The organism is Pseudomonas sp. R5(2019) (genome assembly GCF_009905435.1).
GTDB lineage: Bacteria > Pseudomonadota > Gammaproteobacteria > Pseudomonadales > Pseudomonadaceae > Aquipseudomonas.
The window spans coordinates 1-12,300 of sequence record NZ_JAAAMT010000087.1 but is presented as its reverse complement, the minus strand read 5'-3'; the positions used below and the strand labels follow the sequence as shown (position 1 = coordinate 12,300).

General features: G+C 59.0%; 9 protein-coding genes. 4 read left to right on the top strand and 5 right to left on the bottom strand.

Translation table 11 applies throughout. The annotated features are described in order from the left end of the window. Window positions 1-352 precede the first annotated feature (352 nt). The 3 genes from GUY40_RS27735 to GUY40_RS27725 all read left to right on the top strand — a co-directional run bounded on the left by GUY40_RS27735 (window position 353) and on the right by GUY40_RS27725 (window position 5,213). The gene (locus GUY40_RS27735) at window positions 353-1,351 is read left to right on the top strand and encodes a YCF48-related protein (protein WP_166572095.1); all 999 of its coding nucleotides are present in this window, start codon (window positions 353-355) and stop codon (window positions 1,349-1,351) included. Then, window positions 1,338-3,764: an RND family transporter gene (locus GUY40_RS27730; RefSeq protein ID WP_178117996.1), complete on the top strand. Its 2,427-nt coding sequence runs from the start codon at window positions 1,338-1,340 to the stop codon at window positions 3,762-3,764. Before GUY40_RS27735 ends, GUY40_RS27730 begins: the two co-directional genes overlap by 14 nt. Before the next feature lie 63 nt (window positions 3,765-3,827). After that, a complete protein-coding gene (locus tag GUY40_RS27725; RefSeq protein ID WP_371924976.1) occupies window positions 3,828-5,213 on the top strand; it encodes a DUF1329 domain-containing protein in 1,386 nt (461 codons plus the stop codon). 310 nt (window positions 5,214-5,523) lie between these two features. Here the strand turns inward: GUY40_RS27725 and GUY40_RS27720 are convergent, their stop codons facing one another. The 4 genes from GUY40_RS27720 to GUY40_RS27705 all read right to left on the bottom strand — a co-directional run bounded on the left by GUY40_RS27720 (window position 5,524) and on the right by GUY40_RS27705 (window position 11,337). Continuing rightward, complete coding sequence (locus tag GUY40_RS27720; protein ID WP_166572094.1) at window positions 5,524-6,198, bottom strand: cytochrome c; 675 nt, start codon at window positions 6,196-6,198, stop codon at window positions 5,524-5,526. Between the two features lie 9 nt (window positions 6,199-6,207). Further along, window positions 6,208-7,251: a copper resistance protein B gene (locus tag GUY40_RS27715; protein WP_256675904.1), complete on the bottom strand. Its 1,044-nt coding sequence runs from the start codon at window positions 7,249-7,251 to the stop codon at window positions 6,208-6,210. Between the two features lie 12 nt (window positions 7,252-7,263). After that, entirely contained in the window at window positions 7,264-8,997 is a 1,734-nt protein-coding gene (locus GUY40_RS27710; RefSeq protein ID WP_166572093.1) for a copper resistance system multicopper oxidase, read from the bottom strand. 216 nt (window positions 8,998-9,213) lie between these two features. Then, on the bottom strand, window positions 9,214-11,337 hold the full coding sequence (locus GUY40_RS27705; RefSeq protein ID WP_166572092.1) for a TonB-dependent siderophore receptor: 2,124 nt from the start codon (window positions 11,335-11,337) through the stop codon (window positions 9,214-9,216). Here GUY40_RS27705 and GUY40_RS27700 point away from each other — a divergent pair. Then, complete coding sequence (locus tag GUY40_RS27700) at window positions 11,318-11,533, top strand: hypothetical protein (protein WP_166572090.1); 216 nt, start codon at window positions 11,318-11,320, stop codon at window positions 11,531-11,533. The two genes, GUY40_RS27705 and GUY40_RS27700, sit on opposite strands and share 20 nt — an antisense overlap. A gap of 55 nt (window positions 11,534-11,588) precedes the next feature. Here the strand turns inward: GUY40_RS27700 and GUY40_RS27695 are convergent, their stop codons facing one another. Next, window positions 11,589-12,044: a nuclear transport factor 2 family protein gene (locus GUY40_RS27695; protein ID WP_166572091.1), complete on the bottom strand. Its 456-nt coding sequence runs from the start codon at window positions 12,042-12,044 to the stop codon at window positions 11,589-11,591. Window positions 12,045-12,300 lie beyond the last annotated feature (256 nt).

Below are 12,300 nucleotides of genomic sequence, written 5' to 3'. Positions count from 1 at the left end.
CGATGGGCCGCGCAGCGGCCCCTGAGGCCATTGGTATCTGCGATTGAGCCAGCAAGTGCAGGTGATTTCAGAATCGCCGGGGCCGCTGCGCAGCCCATCGCGGCCAGGTCCGCTCCTACATGGAGCTCGCCTTAAGTGACTGGCACTGGGCATCGGCCCCTTATGAATTCTAGTTGCCTGCACGCCGGGCAGGTTTTATCTGATGGATGGCAGGGGGTTCGGGCTAATCCGTTTGGAGGATGCCGGTGTCGGCAAAGCGTCGGATTATCAAAACCGAGCATAAAAACAAGAACTCGAGGATCGACAGCATGAAGCCAGTCGTACGTTTGCCTGCCGCAGCAAGGAGCCCGTCATGCGTCAGCTGACAGGCTATGCCATGAGCGCCATCATCATGCTCACCGTCGCCTACGCGTTCGCCCCGCGTAGCCCTGCGCCTCTGGCAGCCACGGTGCTGCACACCGATCGATTGCAAATCAACGACCTGCTCGCCAACGACCAACAGCTGGTTGCGGTCGGCGAGCGTGGCAGCATTCTCCTCAGTGACGATGACGGCCTGTCCTGGCAGCAGGCGCACGTGCCCCAGCCAAGCGATGTCACGCTCACCGGTGTGGTTGGTTTGAGCTCGCAGGTATTGCTGGCGGTCGGCGACGATGGCTGGATCCTTCGCTCGCAGGACGCCGGCAAAAATTGGCAGCGAGTGCGTTACGACGCGGAACTGGCCGAGCCATTGCTGGGCGTGTGGGCCGGCGACGAGCAGCGGGTAGTGGCTTTCGGCAGCAACGGCAAGTACCTGGAGTCCAGCAATGGCGGGCTTGACTGGTCGCCCCGCGAGGTGTCGCTCGACGGTTTACACCTTAACGGCATGGACGGCGGTGACGATGGCCGACAGATGCTTGTCGGTGAGCAAGGCCTGGTCATGCGTTCGGTTGATCGCGGCCTCAGCTGGGAAGGCCTGCCGGCCTTTTACAACGGCTCGCTGTTCGGTGTTGCGCGCCTGTCGGCCGAACGCTGGGTCGTTTATGGCATGCGCGGCCACCTCTTCGTGACCCAGGACTTCGGCCTGAGCTGGAAGCAGATCGAGCTGGGCAACAACCTTCCGCTCTTCGGCCATGTACGGCTGCCCGACAATGCCGGGCTGGTGATTGTCGGTGCCGACAGCACCCTGGTTCGTCTCGATGCCCAGGGGGCGTTGCAAGGAAGCACGCGTCGCCCCGGGCTTGGCACCTTGACCAGCGCTGCGGTGGTGGATGGCCGCAACGTGCTGGTGGCTGGGGAGCGCGGCGTACTGCAGAGCGCACCTGGCAATCTTGTCGCAGCTGGACATCGAGAGGCAGGCAATGAAGCAGAGTAAACCGTGGGTGGAGCGTTGCGTGCAATGGTGCGCGGACCAACTGATGGCCAGGCGCATGCCACTGTTGGGCCTGTTCGTGATCGTGACGCTGGGGTTGGGCTACAGCGCCACCCAGGTACGTCTTGATCCGGGCTTCAACAAGCAGATCCCGGTACGTCATGAGTACATGCTCAACTTTCTCGATTTCAGTCGGGTGTTCACCGGTGCCAACCGTCTGCTGGTCAATGTGCACTGGAAGGGCGAGGGCGATATCTACAACCCGCAGTTCCTCCAGACCTTGCAACAGGTCACGGACGATGTCTTCTTCATCTCCGGGGTCAGCCGGCCCAGCGTGACTTCGCTGTTCACGCCCAATGTGCGCTACATCGAAATCACCGAAGAGGGTTATGTCGGCGATCTTGTAGTGCCGCCGCAATATGCCGGTACCCCGGCCGACCTTGATCAGGTCCGCAGCAATGCCGCGCGTTCCGGTCAGACCGGCCGGCTGCTGGCCAATGACCTGAAATCGGCGATGGTCCGCGCCGACCTGCAAGACCTCGACCCGAAGACCGGCAAGCCGGTGTCCTATGTCGAGATCGCCAAGCGCCTGGAGGAGATTCGCGCCAAATACAACAACGAGCACATCGAACTGAACATCGTCGGCTTCGCCAAGTTGGTGGGCGATGTGGTCGAAGGGTTGAACACGGTCATCGGCTTCTTCGTGGTCGCGTTCCTGATCACGGCGGCATTACTGTGGCTGTATTCGCGCTCGCTGAAACTGACCCTGGTAGCACTCGCCGTGGCCTTGTTGCCAGTCGTGTGGCTGCTTGGATTGTTGCCGCTGCTGGGCCTGGGGATCGACCCCATGTCGATCCTGGTGCCGTTCCTGATCTTTTCCATTGGTGTTTCCCATGCAGTGCAGATGAGCAATGCCTGGAAGCAGGAGGTGCTGGCCGGCAGCGACGCGTTGACGGCAGCGCACAGCGCCTTTTGCAAGATCTTCATCCCCGGCTCGCTGGCCTTGCTGATGAACGCCCTGGGCTTTGCCGTGATCATGCTGATCGACATACCGATCGTGCACGAGTTGGGGGTGACGGCCTGTATCGGCGTGATGTTGATGATTATCACCAACAAGATGATGTTGCCGATCATCATCTCTTACCTGCAGCTGGCGCCTGCAACCTCCAGCGTCGCCAGCCACAGCGCGCAGGGCAAGCACCCACTGTGGTGGCGGCTGTCGGCCCTGGCCGAGCCGCGTCCGGCGCTGGTGGTATTTGCCATAAGCCTGCTGTTGCTGGGCCTTGGCGTGGTCAAGGCGCGCCAGCTCGAGGTGGGCGATATCGGCACGGGTGCACCGGAACTGCGTGCGGACTCACGCTACAACCAGGACAACGAAAAAATCATCGGCAGTTACTCCATCGGCCTCGATGTGTTGGCGGTGTTCATCGATGTACAGGGCATCGCCGAAGCCTGCCTGAACCCGTCGGTCATGCGGGCGGTGGAATCCTTCGACTTCCAGATGCGCAACGTTGCCGGCGTGCAGTCGGTGCAGAGTGTGGCGAAGATGGGCAAGGAGATGATCGCCGGCAACAACGAGGGTAATCCACGCCTGGCGACGATTCCGGGCTCGTCACGGGGCTTGCAGCAGGGCTCATTGGCCTATTCGCCGGACTCCGGACTGGTTGTCGATGGCTGTCAGCGCATGCAAATCCTGGTGTTTCTCAACGACCATGAAGGCGCCACGGTGTTCCATGTGGTCAACGAGGCCAAACGCATCATCGACGGCATCAAGGTGCCTGGTATCGAGTTCAAGCTGGCCGGCGGCAACGCCGGTGTGATGGCTGCGGCCAACGATGCGGTCAAGCATGCCGAAGTGGTCATGCTCGCTGCGCTGTTCTGTTCGGTGGCACTGTTCTGCCTGCTGACCTTCCGCTCGTTGCGCGCGGTGCTGTGCATCCTGGTGCCATTGGGCATCGTCGCGATCCTGTGCAATGCCCTCATGGCAACGCTCGGGATCGGGCTGAAGGTCGCGACCCTGCCGGTCATGGCCCTGGGTGTTGGCGTAGGCGTCGACTATGGCATCTACCTGTACGAGCGGATCCAGCATGAAATGGCTGACGGTCACGATCTGCGCCATGCCTTCTATCTGGCCATGTGTCAGCGCGGTACCGCTGCGGTGTTTACTGCCGTGACCATGGCAGTCGGTGTCTGCACCTGGACCTTCGCGCCATTGAAGTTCCAGGCCGACATGGGCGTGCTGCTGGCGTTCATGTTCCTGGTCAATGTGTTCGGGGCAATTTTCCTGCTGCCAGCACTGGCGGCCTGGTTCAACCAGGGGCGGCCGCTGGTCAAATCGGTGCCAGTCGCCAAGGCGGCCACCCGGCGGGCGAAAACGGCCTCGCGCAAGCAGGCCGAGGCTCCGGTCGACGTCTGAAGGAACTGCGACATGCCTGCTCTGAACCGCTTTGAGTCGTCGATTCATAACAAGGAGAAAAGTATGCGACGTAATTTCCCAATGAGGTTGTGCCTGGGCGCAGCATTGGTTCTGCAGGGCTATAGTGCGCTGTCCTTCGGACAGACACCGGCCGATCAACTTTCCCGTCTGGGCAAGGACCTGACGTGCGTAGGCGCGCAGAAAGCCGCCAATGCCGATGGCAGCATCCCGGAATACACCGGCAAGTGGCTGGGTGTACTGCCTCAGGGCATCAAGTTTGAAGGGACCGGCAAGCATCCGGTCGACCCCTATCCCGATGAAAAGCCGCTGTTCCAGATCACTGCACAGAATATGGCGCAGTACGCCGATCAGCTGTCCGACGGGCAAAAGGCCCTGTTCAAACAGTATCCGCAAACCTTCCGGATTCCGGTCTACCCCTCGCACCGCGATTTCCGTTTCTCCGACACGGTGTGCAAGGCCACACTGGAAAATGCCTCGATGGCCAAGCTGGTGGATGACGGTGAAGGCGTCGTAGCGCGTACCGGCGGTATCGCCTTCCCGATTCCGCAAACCGGCGGCGAGCTGCTGAAGAATGCGTCGCTGTTCACGATACGTGCCTGGACCGAAGAATATGTCTCCGATAACGCCTACGTACTCAACGACGGCAAGATCAACTGGGGCCGCGTGCACTCGCGCAACCTGGCCCCGGCATTGGAGCCCGGGCGAATCGGCGAGACCGCTGGCAACTCATCGTTCTACCTGAACGAAACGCTGTTGCCGCAACGCGACAAGGGTGAAATCAACACCGGTACCGAGTTCTGGAACGACAAGACCGAGCCGCGCCAGAGCTGGCGTTACGACCCGGGCACGCGTCGGGTCCGGCAGTCGCCCGGCTATGGTTTCGACATGTCGTTTCCGGGCAGTGGGGGGTCGATCACCGTCGATGAAGTGCGTATTTTCAACGGCTCGGCCCAGCGCTATGACTGGAAGATCGTCGGCAAGCGCGAGATGTACATCCCCTACAATACTTCGCGCCTGCACTCCGAGAAGCTCAAGTACGCGAGCATGCTGACCCCAGGCCATATCAACCCGGACAACATGCGCTACGAGTTGCACCGTGTCTGGGAACTGGAAGGTACCCTGAAGCCCGGTTATCGCCACTTGTATGGCAAGCGCAAACTCTATATCGACGAAGATACCTGGTTCCCGATGATGGGCGACAACTACGACAACCGTGGCGAGTTGTGGCGCACCTCGATGCTCAACTTTTTCTACGCGCCTGAAACTCAGACCTGGCAGGCCGGCATCGGCCTCTACCATGACCTGAACGCCTCGAGCTACCTGGCGTTCAACCTGGTCAACGAGCAACCGAGCGCGTATTTCCTTAACAAAGGCGGCTTGTCGAGCCGCGACTTCGGCCCTGAGGCCGCTCGCCGCGCGGGTCAATAGCGCAACCCTCTGCGCGCCGCCTTTTCTGTGGGCGCATGCCAGTCAGTTAAGCAATTGAACGACGCAACCCTTGTAGGAGCGGACCTGGCCGCGATGGGCCGCGCAGCGGCCCCTTGGGCCAGTGACATCTGCGAATCAGCTTGCGAGTGCCGGCGGTTTCAGAATCGCCGGGGCCGCTGCGCGGCCCATCGCGGCCGGGTCCGCTCCTACATGAGGTACTGCTTTCCTTTCCTTAACTGACCGGCATTGGGACAGCCCGGCTCCCGCGCAACGCCTCAATTCTTCTCGGCGTGTGCGACGGCGATAGCTTTCATGGGTGTGTTCCTTCATGGGTATGAGCCTTTGGGGCGGGCTTTGAAGACGGCTTCGAATGATGGCCATCCCCGGATGCACCATTGCCGTGATGATCCGGTTTGTTTGCGCCGTGTTGCCCTTCATGGTGATGCATCGGGCTTTCGTCGCCACCGTGCTCATGGCCGCCACTGGTTGCTACCAACGCTTTGTACTGCTCGGCGTCCATTTTGGGCAGCTGGTTCAGGAAAGCGACTACCCCCCAGATGTACTGATCACCCATGCTCTTGCCCCAAGCGGGCATGCCAGTCGCTTTGATGCCGTGCTTGATGGTCCAAAATGCTGCTGCAGGGTCTCCGTCGACGCCAAGCCTGGCGAGATTGGGAGGAGCCGGATAGAGCGCCTGGCTGAGTTCGGTCTTTTCCACACCTGGCGCAAGGTGACAAACCATACACATGGCATTGTAGTTTCCAGCGCCAGTGCGGATCAGCGCCTCATCGTCCAACTCGGGAACTTCGATATCTTTGGATCGCACCTTAATGGCGCGATCTCGCGCCATGGCGAGGAACTCATGGACTGCCGGGAAATGAGGATCGTCAGCACCGACATTGACCAATCCGGAATACGCCCCAGCCAGAATCGCAGCACTACCCGCTGCACCCGCTACCACCAACGTTGTCATTATTTTCTTCATGTCAGGCTCTCAGAACCACATACGAATACCAGCAACGAAACGCGCTTCCTCAATATCCCCGCCCTGGTCACGAATCAGGTCCGCGGTTTTGCCATAAGAGCGACTCCAGGAAATGCCTATGTAAGGTGCGAACTGGCGGACAATCTCGTATCGCAAACGCAAGCCTGCTTCGGTGTTGGCAAGCCCGGAGCCAACACCCCGTTCAGGGTCGTTTTTACCGTAGAAATTCACTTGCGCCGTTGGCTGGAGAATGAGCCGATTGGTCAGGAGGATGTCGTAATCACCTTCCAACCGAGCTGCAGTCTGGCCATTCTCACCGATGAAGGCGGTTGCTTGGGCCTCGAAGGCGTAAAGCGCCATGCCCTGGACACCCAAAGCGGCCCAGGTTTGTGGGGATTCAGGTTTGAAATCCTGGCGCACGCCGGCAACCACATCCCACCAGGGACCGATCGAGCGCCCGTACAGAAGCTGCAGCTCGGCATCCTCGGTTACGCCATTGGTGCGCTCGCCTTCAGAACGGAACCAGAGTCGATTGAGGTCGCCGCCGACCCAGCCAGAGGCATCCCATGCCAGCGTACTCCCTTCGTCCGCATCCTGATATTCGAGCTGATCGAGCAGCAAGAAGCTGTTGATGCCGCTGTCGTGGACTTGATGTCCAGGCAGCGGTGGAAAAGCGGCTTTGCGGTCAGCATCCGTCAGGACAGGTATAGCCATGCGACTGGTGGTCGTTGGAGTTGCTTCGGGGCCATGATTCATCGTTGAATGATCCATGGAGCCGTGGTCCATACCCTTCATGTTGCCATGTCCCATCTTGCTGTGATCCATAGTGCCCATATCACCTTGCGTGGCACCATGATTCATCTCCCCCCCTTGCTTGCCTTTGTCCTGGCTCTGGGGCGCCGGCCTGGGTTTCGCTGCGTTGGGCGCTTCAGCGGATTTCTGAAGGTGCTGCTGGTGACCTTCATCGGCCACCGACGAGGGGGCATGTAGAGCAAGCAAGCCCAACATTGCGGCAGTGCAGAACAGGGCGCTTCGTTTCATGAGTTCGCTCATCTGATATCTCTTTTACTCGTCCACACGAACTTCTCTGAACATGCCCATTTCCATGTGGAACAGCAGGTGGCAGTGATAGGCCCAACGACCCAAGGCATCCGCTGTAACACGATAGCTTCGCTTTGAGCCCGGCGGCATATCGATCGTATGCTTGCGAACCAGGAAATTGCCGTTCTCATCCTCCAAGTCGCTCCACATACCGTGCAGATGGATCGGGTGCGTCATCATGGTGTCGTTGACCAAGGTGATGCGAACCCGCTCGCCATACTTGAGTAGTAGGGGCTTGGCGTCTGAAAACTTGATTCCGTCGAATGACCAGGCGAACTTTTCCATATGCCCCGTGAGGTGCAACTCGATAGTACGGCCAGGTTCACGACCATCCGGGTCGATGAATGTGCTTCGCAGGTCTGAGTACGTAAGGACCCGTCGACCGTTATTGCGCAAACCCATTCCCGGGTCGTTCAATTTGGGAGTCGGCGTCATGGTCTGCATGTCAACCAAGGGATTGTTGGTCTCCGAGGCGGGATGGGACTGCATGGCTCCACCCATGCCTGGCATGGAGGAGTGGTCCATTCCAGCCATATCGCCTTGCATCGAGCCGTGATCCATGCCAGCCATGCTTGCGTGATCCATGCCCATATCGCTCATTGAGATCAGCGGCCGCGGGTCAATCTCTGGAACAGGAGCTTGCAGCCCTTCGCGGACTGCCAGGGTGCCACGGGAATAGCCCGTACGATCCATGGATTGAGCAAAGATGGTGTAGGCCTGTTCGTCTTCAGGTTCAACAATCACATCGTAGGTTTCGGCCGTGGCGATCCGGAACTCGTCGACCTTCACCGGCTTGACGTGCTGCCCATCGGCGGCGACCACTGTCATCTTCAAGCCGGGAATACGCACATCGAAGTACGTCATGGCAGACGCATTGATGAAGCGCAGACGAATCTTTTCACCCGGTTTGAAGACGCCGGTCCAATTACCATTGGGCGCTTGGCCATTCATCAGGTAGGTGTAGGTGTAACCACTCACGTCGGCGAGATCGGTCGGGCTCATTTTCATTTCAGCCCACATCTTGCGGTCAGCCGCCGCAGCAGACCAACCCACCTCGCTCACGTCATTGATGAAATCGCCGACCGTGCGCTTATGGTAGTTGTAGTAGTCGGATTGCTTTTTGAGTTTGGCCAGAACCCGGGCAGGGTCTTCATCAGTCCAGTCGCTCAGCATGACCACATAATCGCGCTCATAGCTGAACGGCTCAGGTTCCTTCGCGTCGATTACCAGTGCGCCATACACCCCGACCTGCTCCTGGAGGCCGGAATGGCTGTGATACCAATAGGTACCGTTCTGGTGAACCTTGAATCTGTACTCGTACATGCCATCGGGTGCGATGCCATGGAAACTCAGCCCAGGTACACCATCCATGTTGGCCGGCAGAAGGATGCCGTGCCAATGAATGGAGGTGTCCTGCTTCAAGCGGTTCCGTACGCGAAGCGTGACCGTATCACCTTCTCGCCAACGAAGAATGGGTCCAGGCAGGGAACCGTTTATCGCCATGGCCGTTCGAGCTGCGCCAGTGATATTGACTGGCAGCTCACCAATGTAGAGATCAAAATCAGTGCCCGTCAGCACATTGGGTTGGCCAGGGCTGGTCACGGCCCAGACCGGCGTGCGCCACATGCCTAACCCACCAAGAATGCCGGCGGCGGCCAGGCCTTTGACGAAGGACCGCCTAGTGGTTTTGCTTTGCATGCCGTTGTGTCCAGTCAGTCAGATGAGTCGGTGATATCGAGGCCGAATCGGTTGCCGCAGGTTGGGCATCAGGTTCAGTGTCACCTTAGCTACGAAGCGCTGTCAGAAAGCTGAGGTGAACATTACAGTTCCGTCAGCTTGCCAAATCGTTCTTGTGGTCAAAAAAAAAAGCCCGGCAGTGTTGCACTACCGGGCGCTTGCTCTTGAAGTCTGTACTTAGAATCGGTAGTTGGTGCTCAGCTCCAGTGTCCGTGGCGCACCGGGTGTGATCAGATCCACCGAGCCATGCGCCGAGGCGTAATAGTCCTTGTCGAAGACATTGCGCAGACGCAGGGCCATGTCCCATTTCGGCTGGTTGTACAGCAATGCAGCGTCCACCGTTGTGTAGCCCGGCATGACCACCGTGTTATCCAATGCCGTGTAGCGCTCATCGACATAGTTGGCGCCCATGCCCACACGCCAGGTTTGCGTCAGCGAGCGCACCAGCCACAGGTTGGCGCTGTGGCGCGGGGTCAAGGTCGGAGTCTGACCTTCATTGGCGACACCGTTGGTACGGCTGGTGGACTTGGTGATCTCGGCATCCAGATAGGCGTAACCGGCATAGACCTGCCATTTGTCACTCAACTGTCCGCTGGCGGTCAGTTCGAGACCATCAGTACGCTGCTCACCCGCAAGCACCAGTTGGGCCGGGTTCGCTGGATCGGTGGTTTTCATATTGGTGCGTTCCAGGCGGAACAGCGCCGCTGTCAACGCCAGGCGATTGTCGAGCAGGTCCCACTTGCCGCCGATCTCGTAGTTGGTGGTCTCTTCCGGCTCCAGGCCCTGGTTCGTCGTACTGAGGGCGAACATTTCAGCGGAGGGTTGGTAGGAACGGCTCACCGAGATGTAATAGGACTGAACCTGATCAGGCTGGTAGACCAAACCAACACGTGGGCTCCAGGTCGTGTCGGTGCGGGATAGCTCCTTGTTGGTCAGGTCATCAGCGTATTCCTGGTCGAACACGTCATAACGGACACCCACCAGTGCCTTCCACTGGGGTGCCAGTTCGATCAGGTCCTGCACGTAGAATCCAGCAGTGTCCTGGGTATTGGTGCCCCTGGCAGTTTGCCGGTTGGCCTGGAACGGCACATTGACCAAGGCATCACGATACACGGGCACCTGCGCCACGTTGGATTGGCTGAACACGGACTGGTCCTTGACCTGGCGCCCCACCTCCACACCATAGAGCAGGTTATGGTTCATCCCGGCGAGCACGGCGCGCTGCTTGAGCTCGGTCTGGTTGAACCAGCCGTCTTCCTTGCGCTGCACATTGCCGCGGTTGAGTTTCACCAGCAGTTCACCATTGGCGGCGGTGACGAAGCGTGTCGGGCTGGAGTCGGCGAGTGTGTTGTTGCGATCCAGATCATAGTGATAGTAGCGGCTGGTATTGCTCAGGCTGAAGTCGTCGTTGATCCGGTAGTCGACACCGGCCGTGAACGAAAACACCTCGCTGCGGGTGTAGTCGTCATCCGGGTCGGCGGAACCGAAGCGCTTATCGCGGTCCACATCGACCGGACGATCGCCTCGCGCCGGGATGCCGAAGTCGATCAGACGCTTGTCATACAAATAGGTGGCGCCCAGGTTCAGCTCCAGATCGTCCGAGAGCTTGAAGTAGGCCGAAGGCGCGATGGCTTTGCGATCGATATAGCCGTCGTCGCGGAAGGTGTCACTGTTCTCCAGCGCCCCGGTCACCCGGAAAGCTTTATCGCCCTGCTGCTGATCGGCCCAGCCGGCGTCGAACTGCGTGCGCTTTTTACCTTCGCTGTCGACGCTGACACCCACTTCCTGCTTGGGGTCGAAGGTGGGTTTCTTGCTGATGCTGTTGATCAGGCCGCCGGATGAGCCGCGGCCATAGAGCACCGCTGCTGGCCCCTTGATCACTTCCACTCGCTCGACGTTGGATAGATCGCGGAAGTACAGCGCGTCGTCACGGATGCCGTCGACGTACATGTCGCCGATGGCACTGAAGCCGCGAATGGTGACCTGGTCGCGCTGGCCATCGCCATTGGAAAGACCGATGCCGGGAACGTTCTTCAGCACGTCTTCCATCGACTGTGCGCCCTGATCCTTGATCACGCTCTGGGGTATCACGTTCACCGTTTGCGGTATGTCGCGTAGCGGGGCATCGATCTTCAGCGCACTCCTGCTCTCGGTCGACCTATAGCTCTGCTCGCTGTACTCACTGTTCACAGCGGTTGTCGGTAGGGTTAGAGCAGACTCCGTTTCTGCCTGTAAATCAGGTACAACCAGAACGCCCAGCAACGACAGAGAGGCTGGGTAAATGCGCGATAGAGCCACCATTGACACCTTTTGTGTGAATTATGATGCCAATGATAACGATTATCTGTTGGAAGTAAATACACATATCATTACGATTCAGGTCATTTGGCGAACGCGTTTTCAGGAGGCGGGAATCGAAATGCCCCAGGCCATCGAGGCCTGGGACGGTAAAAATGTTGAAGACCCGGGCTCATTTCAATCGCAATGCTCCGCTTAAGTGAACGGGTATTGCGCGTGATGCGGGCTTTTTTCGTTGTGCAGCAAACGGCCAGTCAGTTGATCGGCTGAGAGGTGATCCTCCACTGTGGATCCAGCGGGCCGATGATCTCCAGCAGCCGCTTGTAACCGGTCTGGAGGATGCGCCACTCGCCCTGCAACTTCACGTAGTTATCCTCGTAGATAGCGCTGCCGTTGAGCAGGGTCTGCTCATCGAGGTTGATGAACAGGTCGTTGAGGTACCAGAGGCCAGTGGCTTGATCACCGTTGACCACGATTTCCGGGGTGTGGCCGTTGTGCATGCCGAAGCGGCGGTTGGTGAAGCTGGTGCGGTAGAACTCGATGGCCTGCTCCAGTCCGTTGAGTTCGAGTTGGTAGGTCGGGCTGTCGAAGCTGATCTTCACCTCGGGTGCGAGGATGCTGCGCAGTAGTTCGAGGTTGCAGGTATCGATACCACGAAAATAGCGGGCCTTGAGCTGTTTGATCTGCTCGATGGCAACGAGATCCAGCATGAAAGTAATCTCCAGGGGGAGGGCGATGGCCAGACTGACATCGTGTGACCGCCGAAAAGAGGCGACATCCTTGTCGCCTCAGACTGCTGACAAACCCAAATCTACCTGCTGGATTCGATGTAGGAGCCGGGCTTGCCCCAATGCCGGTCAGTTAAGGAATAGAACGACGAAACCCTTGTAGGAGCGGACCTGGCCGCGATGGGCTGCGCAGCAGCCCCCGAGGCCGGTGATATCAACGACAAGCCTTGGGAGTGCG

Bases quoted from the DNA above. Each gene is read 5' to 3' on its own strand.
- GUY40_RS27705 (WP_166572092.1), bottom strand. From the start codon at position 11,337: ATGGTGGCTCTATCGCGCATTTACCCAGCCTCTCTGTCGTTGCTGGGC.
- GUY40_RS27710 (WP_166572093.1), bottom strand. From the start codon at position 8,997: ATGCAAAGCAAAACCACTAGGCGGTCCTTCGTCAAAGGCCTGGCCGCC.
- GUY40_RS27695 (WP_166572091.1), bottom strand. From the start codon at position 12,044: ATGCTGGATCTCGTTGCCATCGAGCAGATCAAACAGCTCAAGGCCCGC.
- GUY40_RS27700 (WP_166572090.1), top strand. From the start codon at position 11,318: ATGCGCGATAGAGCCACCATTGACACCTTTTGTGTGAATTATGATGCC.
- GUY40_RS27715 (WP_256675904.1), bottom strand. From the start codon at position 7,251: ATGAGCGAACTCATGAAACGAAGCGCCCTGTTCTGCACTGCCGCAATG.
- GUY40_RS27730 (WP_178117996.1), top strand. From the start codon at position 1,338: ATGAAGCAGAGTAAACCGTGGGTGGAGCGTTGCGTGCAATGGTGCGCG.
- GUY40_RS27725 (WP_371924976.1), top strand. From the start codon at position 3,828: ATGCGACGTAATTTCCCAATGAGGTTGTGCCTGGGCGCAGCATTGGTT.
- GUY40_RS27735 (WP_166572095.1), top strand. From the start codon at position 353: ATGCGTCAGCTGACAGGCTATGCCATGAGCGCCATCATCATGCTCACC.
- GUY40_RS27720 (WP_166572094.1), bottom strand. From the start codon at position 6,198: ATGAAGAAAATAATGACAACGTTGGTGGTAGCGGGTGCAGCGGGTAGT.